This is a genomic window from Shimia isoporae, from assembly GCF_004346865.1.
Classification (GTDB): Bacteria; Pseudomonadota; Alphaproteobacteria; order Rhodobacterales; family Rhodobacteraceae; genus Shimia; species Shimia isoporae.
Genome location: NZ_SMGR01000006.1, coordinates 24,763 through 42,927 on the forward strand (window position 1 = coordinate 24,763; position 18,165 = coordinate 42,927).

19 protein-coding genes are annotated in these 18,165 nt (G+C 54.6%); 10 read left to right on the plus strand and 9 right to left on the minus strand.

Annotated elements, in window-relative coordinates:
* The first annotated feature begins 75 nt into the window (after nucleotides 1-75).
* Together BXY66_RS19580 and BXY66_RS19585 are read left to right on the plus strand one after the other, a co-directional pair.
* Nucleotides 76-657 carry a uracil-DNA glycosylase family protein gene (locus BXY66_RS19580; protein ID WP_132862109.1) on the plus strand — a complete coding sequence of 194 codons (582 nt, stop codon included), beginning with the start codon at nucleotides 76-78 and terminating at the stop codon, nucleotides 655-657.
* Nucleotides 658-704: 47 nt separating this feature from the next.
* The gene (locus BXY66_RS19585; RefSeq protein ID WP_132862179.1) at nucleotides 705-1,457 is read left to right on the plus strand and encodes an SseB family protein; all 753 of its coding nucleotides are present in this window, start codon (nucleotides 705-707) and stop codon (nucleotides 1,455-1,457) included.
* Between the two features lie 27 nt (nucleotides 1,458-1,484).
* Here the strand turns inward: BXY66_RS19585 and BXY66_RS19590 are convergent, their stop codons facing one another.
* Together BXY66_RS19590 and BXY66_RS19595 are read right to left on the minus strand one after the other, a co-directional pair.
* Nucleotides 1,485-2,414, minus strand: coding sequence for a 2-hydroxyacid dehydrogenase (locus BXY66_RS19590; protein ID WP_132862110.1), 930 nt, complete (start codon nucleotides 2,412-2,414; stop codon nucleotides 1,485-1,487).
* On the minus strand, nucleotides 2,411-2,821 hold the full coding sequence (locus BXY66_RS19595; protein WP_132862111.1) for a VOC family protein: 411 nt from the start codon (nucleotides 2,819-2,821) through the stop codon (nucleotides 2,411-2,413). The genes BXY66_RS19590 and BXY66_RS19595 overlap by 4 nt, the downstream gene beginning before the upstream one ends.
* 95 nt (nucleotides 2,822-2,916) lie before the next feature.
* Between BXY66_RS19595 and BXY66_RS19600 the strand changes: the two genes are divergently transcribed.
* The gene (locus BXY66_RS19600; RefSeq protein WP_132862112.1) at nucleotides 2,917-3,750 is read left to right on the plus strand and encodes a LysR family transcriptional regulator; all 834 of its coding nucleotides are present in this window, start codon (nucleotides 2,917-2,919) and stop codon (nucleotides 3,748-3,750) included.
* Here BXY66_RS19600 and rodA read toward each other — a convergent pair.
* From rodA to BXY66_RS19635, 7 genes are all read right to left on the minus strand, one after another.
* Complete coding sequence (gene rodA / locus BXY66_RS19605; RefSeq protein WP_132862113.1) at nucleotides 3,747-4,886, minus strand: rod shape-determining protein RodA; 1,140 nt, start codon at nucleotides 4,884-4,886, stop codon at nucleotides 3,747-3,749. The two genes, BXY66_RS19600 and rodA, sit on opposite strands and share 4 nt — an antisense overlap.
* A gap of 10 nt (nucleotides 4,887-4,896) precedes the next feature.
* Nucleotides 4,897-6,840, minus strand: coding sequence for a penicillin-binding protein 2 (mrdA, locus tag BXY66_RS19610; RefSeq protein ID WP_132862114.1), 1,944 nt, complete (start codon nucleotides 6,838-6,840; stop codon nucleotides 4,897-4,899).
* On the minus strand, nucleotides 6,837-7,373 hold the full coding sequence (locus BXY66_RS19615) for an ATP-binding protein (protein WP_132862115.1): 537 nt from the start codon (nucleotides 7,371-7,373) through the stop codon (nucleotides 6,837-6,839). Before BXY66_RS19615 ends, mrdA begins: the two co-directional genes overlap by 4 nt.
* A complete protein-coding gene (gene mreC / locus BXY66_RS19620) occupies nucleotides 7,366-8,259 on the minus strand; it encodes a rod shape-determining protein MreC (RefSeq protein WP_132862116.1) in 894 nt (297 codons plus the stop codon). The genes BXY66_RS19615 and mreC overlap by 8 nt, the downstream gene beginning before the upstream one ends.
* A gap of 79 nt (nucleotides 8,260-8,338) precedes the next feature.
* Nucleotides 8,339-9,379, minus strand: a complete 1,041-nt coding sequence (locus BXY66_RS19625; RefSeq protein ID WP_093324244.1) for a rod shape-determining protein — start codon at nucleotides 9,377-9,379, stop codon at nucleotides 8,339-8,341.
* Between the two features lie 162 nt (nucleotides 9,380-9,541).
* Nucleotides 9,542-10,186, minus strand: coding sequence for a TorF family putative porin (locus BXY66_RS19630; RefSeq protein ID WP_165929255.1), 645 nt, complete (start codon nucleotides 10,184-10,186; stop codon nucleotides 9,542-9,544).
* Nucleotides 10,187-10,377: 191 nt separating this feature from the next.
* Nucleotides 10,378-11,034: a TorF family putative porin gene (locus BXY66_RS19635; RefSeq protein ID WP_132862118.1), complete on the minus strand. Its 657-nt coding sequence runs from the start codon at nucleotides 11,032-11,034 to the stop codon at nucleotides 10,378-10,380.
* 190 nt (nucleotides 11,035-11,224) lie between these two features.
* On the opposite strand from BXY66_RS19635, the gene rlmJ reads away from it, so the two are divergent.
* The 7 genes from rlmJ to BXY66_RS19670 all read left to right on the plus strand — a co-directional run bounded on the left by rlmJ (nucleotide 11,225) and on the right by BXY66_RS19670 (nucleotide 18,110).
* Nucleotides 11,225-12,016 (plus strand): 23S rRNA (adenine(2030)-N(6))-methyltransferase RlmJ, encoded by a 792-nt coding sequence (gene rlmJ, locus BXY66_RS19640; RefSeq protein ID WP_132862119.1) that lies wholly within the window; start codon nucleotides 11,225-11,227, stop codon nucleotides 12,014-12,016.
* A 178-nt stretch (nucleotides 12,017-12,194) separates the two neighbouring features.
* On the plus strand, nucleotides 12,195-15,059 hold the full coding sequence (locus tag BXY66_RS19645) for a monovalent cation/H+ antiporter subunit A (RefSeq protein ID WP_132862120.1): 2,865 nt from the start codon (nucleotides 12,195-12,197) through the stop codon (nucleotides 15,057-15,059).
* Entirely contained in the window at nucleotides 15,059-15,427 is a 369-nt protein-coding gene (locus BXY66_RS19650; protein ID WP_132862121.1) for a Na+/H+ antiporter subunit C, read from the plus strand. Before BXY66_RS19645 ends, BXY66_RS19650 begins: the two co-directional genes overlap by 1 nt.
* Nucleotides 15,424-16,959 carry a monovalent cation/H+ antiporter subunit D gene (locus BXY66_RS19655; RefSeq protein ID WP_132862122.1) on the plus strand — a complete coding sequence of 512 codons (1,536 nt, stop codon included), beginning with the start codon at nucleotides 15,424-15,426 and terminating at the stop codon, nucleotides 16,957-16,959. Before BXY66_RS19650 ends, BXY66_RS19655 begins: the two co-directional genes overlap by 4 nt.
* Nucleotides 16,956-17,444, plus strand: coding sequence for a Na+/H+ antiporter subunit E (locus BXY66_RS19660; RefSeq protein ID WP_132862123.1), 489 nt, complete (start codon nucleotides 16,956-16,958; stop codon nucleotides 17,442-17,444). The genes BXY66_RS19655 and BXY66_RS19660 overlap by 4 nt, the downstream gene beginning before the upstream one ends.
* Nucleotides 17,444-17,713 carry a K+/H+ antiporter subunit F gene (locus tag BXY66_RS19665; protein WP_132862124.1) on the plus strand — a complete coding sequence of 90 codons (270 nt, stop codon included), beginning with the start codon at nucleotides 17,444-17,446 and terminating at the stop codon, nucleotides 17,711-17,713. The genes BXY66_RS19660 and BXY66_RS19665 overlap by 1 nt, the downstream gene beginning before the upstream one ends.
* A gap of 7 nt (nucleotides 17,714-17,720) precedes the next feature.
* Nucleotides 17,721-18,110: a Na+/H+ antiporter subunit G gene (locus BXY66_RS19670; RefSeq protein WP_132862125.1), complete on the plus strand. Its 390-nt coding sequence runs from the start codon at nucleotides 17,721-17,723 to the stop codon at nucleotides 18,108-18,110.
* Nucleotides 18,111-18,165: the final 55 nt, after the last annotated feature.

Sequence of the window (18,165 nt, forward strand, 5' to 3'; positions counted from 1 at the left end):
TTATCGAAATGATTTTGTTGCGCAAGCATTATTTCGATAATTGTCGAAATAAAGTTTTGACGGTATCACAAGCTCATGGAATTGCTTGAAGAAATTCGTTCATGTCGCATTTGTGCCGACCGGTTTGCGACAACGGCGACAGCACATACCCCGCGTCCCGTGGTTTGGTTTAAGTCTGGTGCCCGAATCTTGATTGTCGGTCAGGCGCCTGGCGCAAGAGTGCATGAAAGCGGCAAACCATTCACGGATCCGTCCGGGGATCGTTTGCGGGATTGGATGGGCGTTGATGAAAGGATTTTTTATGACCAGTCCCGTGTTGCGATTGTTCCAATGGCATTCTGTTTTCCTGGCTACAACGCCAAGGGAAGCGATCTGCCTCCGCCACCTATATGTGCCAAAACCTGGCGAACGAGAGTTTTGACGCAGTTAGGCGAGGCACCGCTCGTTCTGGCCATTGGCGGATATGCGCAAAAGTGGCACATCGGCACAAAGATCGGTGTGACCGAGACCGTTAGGGCGTGGCGTGATCACGCACCGGCGCTCTTTCCCTTGCCTCATCCATCGTGGAGGAATACGGCATGGCTCAAGAAAAACCCGTGGTTTGAGGCAGAACTATTGCCGGAACTGCGGAGACGCATTCAGGAGACCTTGGCGTGAGCGACAAACCATCGTCCATAACCCCCCTAGACCAGTTTCACGATGCCATGTCGGCGTCGCCGGACGATGACGGCGCACGGCTCAGGTTTTTTGAAAGGCTTGCAGATGCCGAGCTTTTTCTTTTGCTGGAGAAAGAGCCTGAAGGTGAACGTATTGCTCCTGAAATTTTCGAAACGTCGGATGCGTCTTTTGTTCTGGTTTTTGACACCGAAGAGCGTCTGAGCCAATTCGTCGGGCGCGTCGCGCCTTATGCAGCTTTGTCCGGTCGGATCATTGCCACAATGCTCGCTGATCAGGGGATTGGACTTGCATTGAACCCAGAGGTTGCGCCGTCTTCGATGTTGGTGCCTCCGGAAGCTTTGGGGTGGCTTGTCAACACACTCACGCACGCGCCGGATCAGGTTGAGGCCAAAGTCGAAGCCTTCACAGCACCAGCCGGCCTTCCTGAGGTGCTGGTGACGGCCTTGGATGCCAAACTGGCCACAACCGGCGGACTTGCAAAGATGGCCTATTTGGTCGGCGTAACCTACGAAAACGGCGCGCGATCGCATATGCTCGGTTTTGTGGACGCTATCGAAGCGGCTCAGGGAGCATTGGCCAAAGCCGTTAACGAGGCACTCACATTTTCGGGTATCGAAGCAGGTGCCTTGGACGTGGGATTTTTTTCGGCAAATGACCCTGTTGCGGCGCAACTGGCGCGAGCTGGTTTGCGTTTTGACCTGCCTGAGCCGGAAACCTTGCAGGAATACAATCCCGTAAAGCCGGGGAGTGATCCAAGTAAACCACCGATCCTTAAGTAAGTTGCCTTTCTGTCTCCAATCCGGCAGCTAGTATCCTGCCGCGCGATCAACCAAATGCAGGAAAGGCAATTCCGCCTCACCGCGCCTGATGTTTTCAGCGATCACTTGTGACGCGGTTTTTGCACGAGTTTCCGAGGCGATATGCGGCGTGACCGTCACGCGCGGGTGCGACCAGAAACGATGGTTGGTGGGTAAAGGCTCCACTCGAAACACATCCAGTGTAGCGTGGCCGATGTGCTCGGCATCCAAGGATTCAAGGAGCGCACCATCGTCGATAAGCTGACCCCGTCCAGGGTTTATGATGACGCTGTCTTTGGGTAGCCATGCCAAGCGATCAGTGTTCAGAAGGTTTTCGGTTGCAGGGGTCATGGGCAAAAGCAGGACAAGGATGTCCGCATTTTCCAGAGCTGTTTGCAAACCGTGTTCGCCATTTAGGCAGGCAATACCATTTACAAACTTTTCGCGGCGACTCCATCCGGTGACGGGAAAGCCGAGTTCTGAAAGTGCCCGAGCACAAGCCAATCCCAATTCCCCAAGGCCCAATACCGTCACACGCCTATCTTGGGCGAGGGGGGGGACGTGGTCGCGCCATTGCCCGTCTTGACCGTTGATATGCAGGTCCATCCCCAGATGGTGACGCATCACGTGGCCGATCACAAATTCCACCATGCCTTGTGTCATGCCCGGATCGACCATTCGAGCCAGCGGCTGAGTCAAAGTGACGTTGCCGACAACGTTTTCTACACCAGCCCAGAGGTTTAAAACGGCCTTACATCTTGTGTAAGGACGAAAGTCCTGCACTGGACTGTTCGGGGCATAAATAATGTAATCTACAACTTCAGGCGCAAAACTTGTTCTGAGATCGACTTGAAGACCGGCTTCCAAGAAGGCGTCGTTCAGCGTTTTCTCATATTGCGTCCATCGCTCTGGAAGAGCCGCAAACAGCGCATTGATCATGTGGCGAAAACTCCGGCCATATCTGCAAACCCCTTGATTTCGATTGGATTGCCCGAAGGGTCCCGAAAGAACATAGTGCTTTGTTCGCCAGGTTCCCCGGTAAACCTAGTGAAAGGGGGAAGCACGAAGTCGACGGCAGCTTCCTTCAGTTTCTCTGCCAATTCATCCCATTCGGGTTTTGGTAGGATCACTCCTAAGTGAGGCATTGGAACCATGTGGTCACCGACTTTGCCGGTTGCAGCTGTTTCAAATGGTGTTCCGAGATGAAGCGAAAGCTGGTGCCCAAAGAAATTGTAATCCACCCAGGTATCCGTGCTTCTTCCTTCCTGACATCCAAGTAGTTCGCCATAGAACGCACGGGCTTCGTTCAGATCGGTTACGTGGTAGGCAAGGTGAAAAACGCTCATGAAGAGATCCTCGAAAACAGAGTGTGCGTTCAGGAATAGTCGGAGCTGTGACAATAGGATAGATTGTTTTTCAACTTTCAGACATAAGTAAAACTATGGATTTAAGGTTTGTTGAGACGCTTCTGGCGACGATTGATGGCGGTTCGATTGCTGCAGCCGCGCGTGCCCAAGGGATTACAGCAGCGGCCGCTACGCAACGAGTGGGAGCGCTTGAGGCAGAATTGAAAGTGTCCCTTCTGCAAAGGAACGGCCGTAATATGGCGGCAACACCTGCATGTGAGACAATTCTGTCGGATTTGCGGGAAATGTTGGCTTTGAGGGCGGGGTTGGAAGCTGAGCTGGCGCGCGAGGTGTTGTCCGGCACGCTGAGACTTGGGGCGATATCAACGGCGCTTGGGGAGTTTGGGTCTTCCATAATTGCAAGTCTGGGAAAAAGTGCTCCGGACCTCGAACTAAAAGTTTTCCCCGGTGGGTCACAGGCGACTTACGAAAGCTTCACCCAAAGAACCGTCGACATGGCGTTAGTGGTTAAGCCGCCATTTGAATTGCCCAAGACGGTGCGTTTTGACTCGGTTGTTCGCCATCCAATTGGTCTCGTTCGCCCGCGTGATGCACCTCGGGATATTCCCTTCGTAATATACGCCAGAGATAGCTGGGGCGGAAAGCTTTGCTTCGATGCGTTGACGGAATTGCACAACACCCCTCGTGTGCTATGCGAGATGGACGCTGTGGAGGCAATCGCGCAACTTGTTGCTGAAGGTGTCGGACAGGCTGTTTTGCCTTGGTGGGACGGGCTCCAACGGAATGCAGAGGCGTTGAATTTCGAACCGATTGTTGGCCACTTGAGAGAGGTCGGTTTGGTTAGCTGGCAAAGGGAAATAGAGAAGCCGGTCAATAGGCTTGTCCGGGAAGCTCTGGGGCTTTGCTAGCGAGGGCGGTGTACATGGGCGCTTTGCACAAGGCCAAAGGCCATCATCAAGACCAGCATTGCAGATCCACCATAGCTTACTAAAGGCAGAGGCACACCGACGACGGGTGCCAATCCCATGACCATGGACATATTGACCGCAAAAAACAGGAAGAAAGCACCTGCAATCCCAATTGTAAGCAGGGAAGCAAAACGGTCCCTGTTTGTGACGGCGGAAGCCACGCAAAACAGAATGATCAAGGCATAGAGAGCCAGAAGCGACACCGCGCCAATATAGCCAAATTCTTCCGCCAAAGTAGTGAAGATGAAATCGGTGTGTTTTTCAGGCAAGAAGTTCAGGCGGCTTTGCGTTCCCTGCATAAATCCTCGGCCAGTCCATCCGCCTGATCCAAGCGCAATTTTGGACTGTGTAATGTGGTACCCGGCGCCCAGAGGATCTGACGCAGGATCAAGGAAGGTATCGATGCGACGATACTGGTAGTCTTTCAACAATTGCCAAGACGTGTCGCGTGACCGGAACACAGCAAACACCAGGCCAACACCCATGCTAAGGACAGCCGTGAAATACCCCCAGTGAACACCAGCCGCGAACATGACAATCGCTCCACCGGTTAGCAAAAGAATAGACGTACCAAGATCCGGTTGACGCAAAACCAGTGCCGTTGGGATCAGGATCAGAAGAACGGGCAGAAGAACGTATTGAGGGCGTGACGTTTTGCGCGGTGGCAACCAGTCGTAATAGGCCGCGAGAGCCATAACCAAAGTGACTTTCATCAATTCGCTCGGCTGAAGGCGCATAAAGCCCAGATCAATCCAGCGCTGGGCTCCCATGCCGACGCTGCCAATTATTTCTACCAGAACAAGTAGAACCAGCGAGCCAAGATATGCCGCGCCCGAGATCGAGCGCCAGAACCAGATCGGTACCATTGCAATGACGAGCATGAGGACCACGCCCATGGCATACCGTTTCATTTGAGGTTCTGCCCAAGGGGAAAACGACCCGCCCGCGACAGAATACAGCATCAGAAAGCCGACGCCTGCTACCGCGGAAATCAGCAGAAAAAGCGCCCAATTCAGATGCAGGATTTTGCGTGGGCCTGACGGCACATGTTTGACGGAGTACTCAAGATAACTCACGGTGCTCTCCTCAAACTCGATCCCGACGAGTGATGTTCCGTCCGGGGAGGAGTTCACGCAGTTCTTCTTGTTGCTCCTCGATGCGTTTCCTGTCCTTGGCGGGGTAGGCCGCGAGCGGCGGCTGGCCGCCATATAGCGCCTGAAGCGTGATATCGCGTGCAATTGGTGCCGCCGCTTTTGATCCGCCGCCTCCGTGCTCGACAACGACTGCTACGGCGATCTGTGGATCATCATAAGGGGCGTAATTGACGTAGAGAGCGTGGTCGCGGCGGTTCCAAGGCAAGTCTTCATTCCGGGTCACTCCGCGTGCTCGTTCGGCCGCAGTGATGTTGCGGACTTGCGACGTGCCCGTTTTGCCGGCCATCCTGAGGCCGTCCTCGATAATCCGGCTGCCATAGGCGGTTCCGCGTCTATGGTTGGAGACTTCGTACATGCCGCGTCGGACCTCGTTCAGAAAGGCCTCATTGATACCCAAGCGTTCAGCTGGCGCAGATGGCATATCTTTGCCGTTTATTGATTTGACAATTCTCGGCACGACGTCCCGTCCGGTCGCAAGCCTTGAAGTCATGACCGCTAGTTGTAGCGGAGAAGTAAGCACGAACCCCTGGCCAATGGACACGTTGACTGTGTCGCCAACCACCCAGTCGGCTCCCCGAACCTGATTTTTCCAGTTGCGTGTTGGGTTCAGGCCGGATGCGACACCCGACAAAGGAAGATCGAAGCGTTGACCGATACCAAAACGAGCCGCCATTGACGAAATCTTGTCGATCCCCACTTCGAGGGCCAGTTCGTAGAAATAGACATCGCAACTTTCCCGGAGCGCCTGAGCCAGGTTGACATGGCCATGGCCGGCGCGTTTCCAGCAGTGAAAACGACGGTTCGAGACTTCCAAATGGCCAGGGCACCAGACCGTTTGCTCCGGATGTGCTATGCCCGCATCCAGCGCCGCCAGTGCCGTAATCATCTTGAAAGTAGAGCCCGGCGGATAAGTGCCTTGAACGGACTTGGCCGCCAACGGGCGGTGGTCGTTGTCTGTCAGAGCACGATAGTCAGCAACCGAAATGCCTTCGACGAAGAGATTTGGATCAAACGTTGGTGCAGAGGCGATTGTAAGAAGATCGCCATTCCGGCAATCCATAACGATCGCGGCGGCACTCTCTTCACCAAGACGGGCTTGCGTATAGCTCTGCAAACTCTGATCAATGGTCAGTTGGACGTCGTCGCCCTGCTGGCCTTCCCGTCTGTCCAACTCACGCATGATGCGTCCGACTGCGTTGACTTCGACACGCTTTGTGCCGGCCTTGCCTCGCAGGGAAGTCTCGAGCTTTCCTTCGAGTCCGACCTTGCCGATTTGAAACCGCGGAATGCGCAGCAACTGATCTGGGTTCTCGATTTTTGACAAATCGTAATCTGACACCGGTCCGACGTAGCCGACGACATGAGCAAAGTCGCCGCGCAAGGGGTAGAAGCGGGATAAGCCCACTTCCGGCGTTACACCGGGAAGGGCGGGAGTGTTGACGGCCACTCGGGAAAGTTCATCCCACGAAATGCGATCAGCAATTGTCACCGGCAAGAAGGGCGGGGAACGCTCCATTTCGGTTGCGGCGGCCTCGAGTTCTCCTGGATCGAGTTCAATCAGAGACGATAGGCGACCTATTACCGCGTCCACGTCACCTGCATCCTCTGGAACGAGGGTGATGCGATAGGCAGGCTCATTGCGGGCAAGCACGACCCCATTGCGATCAAAAACCTCGCCACGTGCCGGAGGTATCAGTCGGATGTTGATGCGGTTTTCTTCGGCCAACAGACGAAACTGGTCGGCTTGGTTGAGTTGCAGTTGGCGCATCCGAAGCCCGAGGCCGCCCATAAACGCGAGCTGCGCTCCTCCGAGCAGTAAGGCGCGGCGTGTCACACGGGCATGGGTTTCAGCGTTTTCTTGCGGGTTCTTTCTCATGACGCCGCTCCGAACTGACCGTCACGGGCCGCCTGTCTGCGCACGCCGAAAAACACTTGCGACAACAAAACGACCAACGGGTAGGCTGCTACATTCATCATCGCTTGAATAAGCGTCAGGCCCAGCGAGGGTCGATCGACAAAAAACATCATTAAAACAAGCCGTGCGCCCAACGCGATAGCCACCATCAAAGCCGCCGCAGTAGCCCACTCCGAAACAAAGGTTGCGTCTCGGATCGTTGGGGCACGTTTGCGTTGCACTTCCACGGCCAGAACCATCACAAAAGCACCAAGTCCTGGAGGTCGCATCAGCAAGAAATCCTCAAGGAGAAACAAAATGGCGACCAGCCACGCAGGTGTATAGTCGGGCTGACGGGCCGCCCAAGCCATGCACAAAACCACCATCAAGTTCGGACCAGCCCAGAGTTGTGGTGCAGTGCTAAAGGGCATCAACTTGAAAAAGATGATCGACAGACACAGGAACACGAACAGAATCCGCATTCCCCAAACACGGGATGTGACACCTTCAGCCATCACGCTCTCCCGCTCCGCCTGGGCGACCATCTGGTCGAACGATGCTGCCGTGGGTATCTATGCGCTCCTGACCGTGGTGTCGTAGGACACGCAAGAACTCGAGCCTTTCGTAGTCGGCTGCCAGCCTCACTCGCAAACGCCCCGATGGGTCAACGGCAACTTGCCCAATAAGGAGGCCGCCGGGAAACACGCCGCCATCTCCAGAGGTCACGACCCGATCTCCCGGGCGGACCAAATCCGGTGTCTCAACAAAGTCTATCAAAGGCGCAACGGAGTTGTCTCCGACTATCAAAGCAGCCTGTCCAGACTGCTGAATTACCGCCGGAATGCGGCTCGAGTTGTCAGTCAGTAGCAAAACGCGGGACGAGTTGTTGCCCACGCCGGAGATCCTGCCGACGAGACCAACACCATCCATTGCCGCCCAGCCATCAACGATACCGTCACGTTGCCCGATATTCAGAAGAACTGATTGTCTGAATGGAGATCCGCTATCCGCAAGGACGACCCCGGTGATGAATGTAAGACGAGGGTCAAGCCGCACATTGTTCAAGTCAAGAAGTCGCGCATTTTCTTGCTCCAATTGGAGCGCGGCCTCTTTCCAGACCTTCATTTGCTGAAGCTCGCGTCGCAACTCGCGGTTTTGCTCGACGATCCTCTGATAACTTTGGAAATCGCGCAGCAAATTCACTGCGCCGGTCACAGGCGACATGGCCCAATCAAAGCTCGGAACCACAGCGTCGGTGATTTGCGCGCGGAAGCGTTCCACGCGGGGGCTGTCGATACGCCAGACGATGAAAACACCAATCAGGACCAGCAGGATCACACCGAGAAGCAACCGCTTCAGCGGGCCAGAAAAGTCTTCGCCCTGATTGCGATCCCGTGCCAACGTGCCCCCGATATCAGATGGTGGTTACAGGTGTAGCACGCCGAGGCGCGCCGACCAAACTCACATGTGGGTCAGACCCTTAGCTGTCGTAGTCGATCGCGTGGCGCAGTTGTTTTTCGTATTCCAGCGCCTTGCCGGTGCCCATTGCCACACAGTTCAGGCTCTCGTCGGCGATGGATACGGCCAAACCGGTCTGTTCGCGCAGCGCGAGATCCAGTTCACCCAGCAGCGCTCCACCACCTGTCAGCATGACGCCACGATCGACAATGTCAGCAGCCAGATCCGGCGGTGTGGCTTCCAGCGCGGTCATTACGGCTTCGCAGATTTGCTGCACGGGCTCGGCGAGAGCCTCGGCCACTTGCGCTTGCGAAATCTCGGTTTCCTTCGGTACGCCATTCAACAGATCGCGGCCGCGGATCTGCATCGACGCTCCTCGGCCATCATCCGGCATACGTGCGGTGCCGATCGACGTTTTGATGCGCTCGGCAGTGCTCTCGCCGATCAGTAGGTTCTGCTGGCGGCGGAGGTAGTTGATGATCGCTTCGTCCATCCTGTCGCCACCCACGCGTACCGAACGGGCGTACACGATGTCACCCAAGGAAAGAACCGCAACTTCTGTTGTGCCGCCGCCAATATCGACAACCATGTTGCCAGTTGGGTCTGTGATCGGCATGCCTGCTCCGATCGCGGCAGCTATCGGTTCCGCAATCAATCCGGCGCGCCGGGCGCCTGCAGACAGAACCGACTGGCGGATCGCGCGTTTTTCGACCGGTGTCGCGCCGTGGGGAACGCAGACAATGATTTTGGGCTTTGAGAAGGTAGAGCGTTTGTGCACTTTGCGAATGAAGTGCTTGATCATCTCTTCCGCAGTGTCAAAGTCAGCGATCACGCCGTCTCGCATAGGTCGGATGGCTTCGATGGAACCAGGTGTGCGGCCCAGCATAAGCTTTGCGTCCTCGCCCACGGCAAGTACCTTCTTCACACCATCTTTTACATGGTATGCGACCACTGACGGCTCGCTGAGAATGACGCCTTTGCCTTTGACATAAACCAGCGTGTTCGCGGTTCCCAAATCGATGGCCATGTCAGAGGTGAACAGCCCGCCCAGATTTCCCAGCATGTGATTACTTTCCCACAAATTCACGAAGCCCGCGACTCTCCCAAGTCCGGGCTGTGCTCTTATATGTAGCCTTTTGGCATTGTAAAAGACCTTGTGTCTGGCCTTGGCGTGTTTCCGCCACGTTGCGGCGCCCGCTTTGGCCGCCGCAACCGGATTTGTCGATCAGAATGCGAAGCCGACAGTGGCGGCCCATCCTTCATCTTTGGTTTCGCTTCCATTGTAGGAGATGTTCAGCATTGCCATGTCGTTGAAGGCGTAAGTACCACCGACACGCCAATATTTGTGGTCGTAGAAGTCGGAGTGACCATAGTGCGCGTCAAGCGAGATCGCATCGTTTACGGCAAAGCCAATCTCGCCACGATAGTTCCAGTTTTTGTTCTCGGGATCGTAGGCCACATAGGCTGTCAGATCGACACGGTCCGAAGCGGAGTAGGTCAGCTCGTTTTTGATCTCACCGTAGTCGGACCCAGTACGGTCATAGAAGTAGTGCGCATAGCTGACATCGTAGAAGAACGAGCTGCCGAGTTCTGTGCGATAGCCAAAATAGAGATCGGTTTCCCACTTGTTGTTGTCGCCGGCACCAAAATCTACGTTGGACATCCATGTACCAACATAGAACTTGCCGATTTCGGCTTCGACCCAAGGCTGTACTGCAGCCCGCCCGTCTGACTGGCTAACGCCGTCTAGAATGTAGTTGGATGTGAAATCTACACCGTAGTTCCAGGTAATGCCTTGGGCATGGGCACCACCGGCAGCGATCATCGGTGCGCAAAGGGCTGCAATGGCGGCTGTTTTGCGGAGGGTCATGGTCGTCTTCCTTGATATTCCGTTGGGGAGTGATGGCGTTTCAACGCGCATATGGTTTCAAGGGACGAAGGGTTCAACGTGACTTGTTGGAAGCGGTCGGTTTTAGGCGCAATCTTGCGAAAAGGCGGCATGAATCCGCCAAAGCCGGTCAGCCCGTAGGCTGCCCGGCTAGTGTTTTGATCCGATGATGATCAGAACGCGAAGCTGACGGTCGCAACCCAACCTGCGTCATCAAAGACGCTGTTTGCAGTACCGTGGTAGGTCACATTCGCAGCAGCAAAGTCGTTGAATGCATAGGAGCCGCCAACGAGCCAGTAGTCATGGTCGAGGGATTCAGAGTGACCGTATTGGCCTTCAAGCGAGATATTGTCGTTGATCGCATAGCCAACTTCGGCGCGGTAGTTGAAGAATTCGAACTCTGGATCGTATGCCACGTAGCCAGTGAGATCGAGAGCCGAAGTTGGTGAGAAGAAGACTTGGCCAACGATTTCACCGCAGCAGTTGCCGAGGTTACCATCGTAAAGATAGCGCGCGTAACCGATGTCATAGGACCACTGATCGTTGATCGAGTTGCGGTAGCCGAAATAGAGGTCAGTTTCCCAGCTGTTGTCATCGCCAGCGCCGAAGTCCACGTTTGACATCCAGGTGCCGAAGTAGAAGTTGCCGATCTCGGCCTCGACCCAAGGCTGGATGGCCGCTTTGCCATCGGAGTTGGTAACACCGCTGGAAATGTAGTCGCTGACGAAATCAACGCCATAGTACCAGGTGATCTCCTGGGCCGAAGCTGAACTTGCGGCGATAATTGGAGCACAAAAGGCGGCGACTGCGGCTGTTGCTTTGAGTTTCATGTCTAAAGTCCTCGAACTTTTCTTTGGGGAGTGGTGGTAGTCTGGAACGGTATGAACCCGTTAATTTCAACGGGCAATAGGGTCAGCGGTGCATAGCTGTGAATTGGCTCGATCGCCCAAGACTACGGCAAGTTCTCTCAATCTAGTTAACGCGTTGTGGCGCCTGATTTGATCTGATTGAATGGCCGGTATGCTGTCATATCAACACATCTTCCACGCAGGGAATCTTGCTGACGTTCACAAGCACGCATTAATGGCGACTGCGTTAGAATACCTGACGCAAAAGCCCAAGCCGCTGAGCTATCTAGAAACGCATTCGGGGCGGGGAGTTTATCAACTGGACTCACCAGAAGCCGTGAAAACAGGCGAAGCAAGGGTTGGGATTGAAGCTGTTTCCAACTGGTTCGACAAGGATCATCCATATGCGCGGGCCCTCGAACAGGTGCGGGTTCAACATGGCGACGCCACCTATGCCGGCTCTCCCGCAATCGCATCGACACTATTGAGAGACATCGACAAGATACAACTTGCTGAGCTCCATCCGCGAGAATGCGGTGCATTAAAAGACGCGATGGCCATGCATTCGGTCCGTGTCTATGAGCAGGACGGCTTCGAGATGGCCCAAGCACTTTGTCCACCAACGCCGCGTCGTGGTATCATTTTGATTGATCCTAGTTATGAGATCAAAGCCGACTATGCAGCCATCCCGAAGTTCATCTCAAAACTGCACAGAAAGTGGAACGTTGGTATTGTTGCGCTCTGGTATCCTATTTTAACCGACAATCCGCATGCTCCAATGCTGAAGGCTCTGGAGGATTTGAGCCTTCCAAAAGCATTGCGCCACGAAGTCCGGTTTCCCGCCGCTCGGGAAGGACACCGAATGGTCGGATCCGGCATGTTTTTTGTAAACGCGCCATTCGGCCTTCAAGACGAATGTGACCGGCTGAACGCGCATTTTTCCGGACTTGGAACGCCTCACTGACCAATTTCAGGCAGATCACGAAATTTTTTTGAGGTTTTTTGACACATATTAGTGTCGTGAATTCGCGCCACCTCAAATCGCCAGATTGCGACGCGATGAGGATTGTGCCTTGCATATGCGGGCTTTATCTACCCAACTGTTACAAAATCCAAAACGGATCCTCATAGGAGGCGCGTTCATGACGGACGGCACAAACCTGTTGGCGATCATTGCCATTCTCCCTTTTCTTGGTGCGTTGGTGCCAGGGGTGATGATCAGAGCAGGGCGCAACGCTTGCGCCAGTTTCGCTGCTATTCCGTCGATCCTTGCGCTTATCCTTCTGGGAACTCTGACGTCTGCGGTCCTTCAAGGAGACGTCATCCACACGTCTTACGAGTGGTTGCCCTCTCTTGGGCTGTCCGTCAGTTTCTTCCTTGATGGCCTTGGATTGCTGTTTGCGTTGATGATCCTGGGGGTCGGCCTTCTGATCATCCTCTACGCGCGCTATTATCTTTCGGCCGATGACCCGATGGGGCAGTTTTATACCTACCTTCTGCTCTTTCAGGGAGCGATGCTGGGTATTGTACTATCCGACAACATACTGCTTTTGCTTATCTTCTGGGAGTTAACAAGTCTCTCATCATTCTTGCTCATCGGATATTGGAAGCACCTGCCTGAAGGCCGCCAAGGGGCGAGAATGGCACTGACCGTTACGGGGGCAGGCGGGCTCGCAATGATCGCGGGCATGCTGATCCTCGGCAATATTGTCGGCAGCTACAACCTGACGGACATTCTCGCTGCAGGAGACACCATCAAGGCCAGCGAGTGGTATCTGCCTGCTTTGATCCTGATTTTGATCGGGGCTTTCACCAAGTCAGCGCAATTCCCGTTCCACTTCTGGCTGCCTCACGCAATGGCGGCGCCCACTCCAGTGTCAGCTTACCTGCACTCAGCCACGATGGTGAAAGCAGGTGTGTTCTTGATGGCGCGTATGTGGCCGGCCCTCGCAGGGACGGACGCATGGTTCTACATAGTTGCGACGACTGGTTTGGTGACGATGGTTGTCGGGGCTTTGATTGCTCTTTTCAAAGATGACCTCAAAGCGCTTTTGGCCTTCTCTACCGTTAGCCACCTTGGCCTTTTGACGATGCTCTTGGGGTTTGGAACCAAAGCCGCTGCCATCGCCGCTGTGTTTCACATCATCAACCACCTGACTTTCAAGGCCGCTTTGTTTATGACGGCGGGCATTGTCGACCATGAGGCCCATACTCGCGACATAAAACGGTTGGGCGGGTTGGCCAAGCTGATGCCCATAACAGCGACAATTGGGATTATCACGGCGCTATCCATGGCGGGGACCATTCCGCTCAACGGGTTCATTTCAAAAGAGATGATGCTTGAGGAAGCGGCTCACACCACGTGGTACGGGAACCCTTGGATCGTACCGCTGCTGGCCACGATCGGGGCCGGACTGTCGGTGGCGTACTCGTTCCGTTTTATTTTCCATGTATTTGGTGGAAAAGTACGGGATGATTATCCCACCCATCCGCATGATCCTCCTTTTGGTCTATACGCAGCACCGGCATTTTTGACCGTGTTCGTTGTGTTGATCGGACTGCTGCCAGTTTTGGCAGAGCCGATGGTGACGGCTGCTGCGAACGCGGTGACGGGGCTGGATACGCACCCGCATCTCAAGCTTTGGCATGGTGTGACACCGGCGCTCTGGATGTCGGTGATTGCCTTTGTGATTGGTGGCATACTTTTGTCGATCCATGCGCCTCTTGACCGGGCTTGGCTGTCAACGCGCCGACCTGAAGCCAAGGCGATTTTTGATTGGCTCATGGAACATTGCGCATCTTTCGCGCGTTGGTTTACCGAAACTGTTCACAATGGCGCCATCAGCCGTTACTTGGCAGTCTTTGTCAGCGCAACGGTGGTGCTTGGCTATTTGGCCTTCTCCAGTGGGGAAATTGCTCCGCAAACTCGCGAGATGTTGCCCGTTCCAATTCCTGTGGCGATTGGCTGGTTGCTGCTTGTCGGCGCAGTTGCGCTTGTCGTGACAAACCATCACCAACGCTTTCTTTCACTGGTATTCATCAGCATGATCGGATTGGCGATTGCCGCTGGCTTTGTATATCTTTCCGCTCCCGACCTCGCTCTGACTCAAATATCGGTTGAGACGGTGACGGTAATGCTTCTGTTGCTGGCGCTGCATTTCATGCCGAAATCCACGCCTCGCGAGAGTTCTAAAGGCATCAAAATCCGCGATGCTGGTATTGCGATTGCCGCGGGTGTTTCGGTGGCTGCGCTAACCATGGCATTCCTGATGCGGGACTTTGACACCATTTCGGCATATCACCTTGCAAACTCATACGAAGGTGGCGGCGGTACGAATGTCGTGAACGTCATCCTTGTCGACTTCCGAGGATATGACACCTACGGCGAGATTATCGTGCTTGGGATCGCTGGGTTGACCATTTATGCGCTGATGGATGCCCTGTTGCGCGGACCAGCAGCAAAGCGGTTGCGGGCTCGCGACTTCTCGCAGGACAGGTCCCGTGACCGTCACCCGCTGATGATGGTGGTCGCCACGCGCGCGATGCTGCCGATTGCATTGATGGTCGGGGCCTATATTTTCTTGCGTGGGCACAATCAACCAGGCGGTGGGTTCATCGCAGGTCTGGTCGTTTCCATTGCCTTCCTGATGCAATACATGGCTTCGGGCTTTGCCTGGACGCAGCTGCGTCAACGTGTTCAGTACCATTCTTTATTGGGCTGGGGTGTTGTGATTGCCGGGCTAACCGGGGTTGGTGCCTGGTTCGCAGGCAAGCCATTCCTGACGAGCGCCTATGGCTATATCCACTGGCCACCGATCGAGGAGTTTGAGTGGGCCACTGCGATCGCATTTGACCTTGGTGTCTTTCTCGCAGTCATGGGGGCGGTCATGTTGATGCTTTACAGCCTCAGTCGGATCGCGCGCTTCGCTGGCGAAACCATCAACATTGAACCCATGGATCACGATCCTTCGGCGTCCGCCGATGAAACTGAAGCGGAGGCAAAGTAATGGAATTTCTCGTCGCAAGCGCGATTGGGACGTTGACCGCCGGGGGGGTCTATTTGATCCTCCGATTGCGGGCCTTTCCGGTTATTCTCGGGATTTCGATGCTGTCATATGCAGTCAACGTTTTCCTTTTTTCGACAGGCCGGCTCGCAGTGGATGCGCCCCCGATTTTGCAAAAATACGCCGACGTGCCCTATTCCGATCCGCTTCCACAGGCCCTGGTGCTGACCGCAATCGTGATTTCTTTTGGCATGACGGCAGTTTTGGTGATGTTTGCGCTGGGTGCCTACCTCGAAGCTGATCACGACCGGATCAACATCCGAGAGGATGATGAACCCGAAGAGACCTCAACTGAAGGGCAGGGCGCATGAACCACTGGATTATTGCGCCTGTAATCTTGCCCGCGCTTTTGGCACCGCTTCTGGCGTTTGTAATGCGCCACGACATCGTACTTGCGCGTGTTGCTTCTTCCGTCGGTACAGTAGTTCTTGCAGGAATTGCGATTGGGCTAACAGCTTTGGAAGCGGGGGGTGGCACGCAGGTCTATTTCCTGGGTGATTGGCCAGCACCGTTTGGCATAGTTTTGGTACTGGACCGTCTTTCCGCAATCATGGTTCTGCTGACCTCGCTGCTATCTTTGTTGGTGTTGTGGCACGCGATCGCCACAGGATGGGACAACCGAGGTCGCCATTTCCATGCGCTTTTCCAGTTCCAGTTGATGGGCATCAATGGCGCTTTCCTGACCGGCGATGCGTTCAACCTATTTGTATTCTTCGAAGTCCTGCTGATTGCCTCCTACGGCCTGATGATCCACGGCGGGGGGCGCGTACGATTGCGTGCTGGCCTCCAATATGTGGTGATGAACTTGGCAGGGTCGACGCTGTTTTTGTTTGCTCTTGGCACGCTTTACGCGACTACGGGCACCCTCAATATTGCTGACCTTGCAGTAAAAGTGCAGGCGATGCCTTCTGATGATGTTGCGCTTGTGCGGGTTGCCGCAATCCTGCTCATGATTGTGTTTGCGATCAAAGCAGCGCTCTTCCCAGTTCAATTCTGGCTGCCGGGAACTTATGCCAACGCACCTGCGCCCGTTGCGGCGCTATTTGCGATCATGACCAAAGTGGGTGCCTATTCGATCATTCGTATTTACACTGTTGTATTCGGGCCAGACGTCACCGCAACGCAGGGCATCGTCACAGAGTGGTTGATGCCTGCTGCGGTCGTTACCTTGTTTGCTGGAGCAATCGGGGTGTTGGGAGCGAAACGTCTGATGCCACTTCTTGCATTTTCAGTTGTCGGTTCGATGGGAACACTGATGCTGGCCGTTTCAGCCTTCACGCCGTACGCTCTTTCAACGGCTTTGTATTATTTGCTGCATTCGACTTTCGCAGCCGCCGCATTGTTCCTTTTGGCCGATTTGGTTGTCAGCCAACGCGGCAATGACGCGCTAACGGCCCAACCTCCTGTGTTGCAGAACGGCTTTTTTGCTGCCCTGTTCTTTGCTGGGGCGATCGGCATGGCCGGAATGCCGCCGTTGTCCGGTTTTCTGGGCAAGTTGATGGTGATGGACGGCGTACGTGATCAAAGCTGGATGGTGCTTGCTTGGACAGCCATTCTGCTCGGCTCTCTTGTTACGATTGTGGGCTTCGCGCGGGCAGGCAGCATGCTTTTCTGGAAGTCCACATCGATGTCTGCCGAAGTGACCGGCAATGAGGTGGAAACGGAGAAACGTATTGGGGCTTTGCAGGTTGTTCCAACACTGGCTGCCCTCGGTATGCTTGCGATCCTGAGCATTTTCGCGGGTCCTGCGTCCCGCTACCTGGAGGCAACCGCGGATCAATTGTTTGACAACAGCGATTATGTGTCCGCGGTGTTGTCCCGTGCTGGGGAGGGTCAGGAATGATGAAGCGTTTTTTGCCGCATCCGTTCTTCAGTTTTGTTTTGGTGATTATCTGGCTGATGCTGGTGAACAAGGTCACCGTGGGCAATATCCTACTAGGTTCAATTTTAGCCATCCTCGTGCCAATTCTGACGGCTCCATATTGGCCGGGGCATCCCCACGTGAAATCCGGGGTGCGTGTTCTTGAATATATGGCGGTGGTGCTTTGGGACATTGTTGTCGCTAACTTTCAGGTTGCGGCGATTATTCTCTTCAAGCGCCGTAGAAACATCCATTCCCGTTGGGTTGTTGTGCCGCTGGAAATCACGACACCCGAGGCCATCACCATACTGGCTGGAACCATCACAATGACACCCGGCACGGTGTCAGCGATGCTGTCCGCTGACGGTCGAAGTATCCTTGTACATTGCCTGGATTGTGATGAACCACAGGCCGTTCGAGACGAAATCAAAAACCGCTATGAGCGTCGTCTGAAGGAGATTTTCTGATGTTGACCTTTGCAACTCTGTTCGCGGTTTTCTGTTTTGCTTTTGGACTGCTTTTCAATCTCTGGCGAATTGCGCGCGGGCCAAGCAACGCAGACCGTATTCTTGCGCTGGATACGATGGTCATTAACGTCATTGCCCTACTGGTTTTGTACGGGATCTACGAAAGCACTGCCGTCTACTACGAAGCTTCCATGTTGGTTGCCATGGTCGGTTTTGTTTCAACTGTAGCCTATTGCCGCTTCGTTCTGCGCGGCGACATTATTGAGTGAGGTCGGTATGGAATTTCTGATCGAAGCCTTGATTGCATTCTTTCTCGTCATTGCCGGAGTTTTCGGCCTTGTAGGGAGTTTTGGCCTCGTCAAGCTCGAGGATACGATGCAGCGTCTTCATGCTCCGACAAAGGCGACGACCGTGGGAGTGGGAGGGGTATTGATAGCATCCATGCTCTATTTTGCCCTGATCAAGGAGAGCCTGAGTTTTCACGAACTGCTGATCACAATTTTTCTTTTCCTGACGGCGCCAGTCAGCGCCCACTTCATAGCGAAAACATACATCCAAAGCCGCGTTCGAGAGAAAGAGCTTCCGGAAACCCAAAGTCCTTATGGCTGGGCGGTGTATGACGACAGCCCGTCTCATCCCGAGGACGACGGACCTCAGGACGATTGATGGCCGTGTTTCTCTGAGCGCGCTTTTCACTTTTTTCGCCTGACACAAGGCGAAG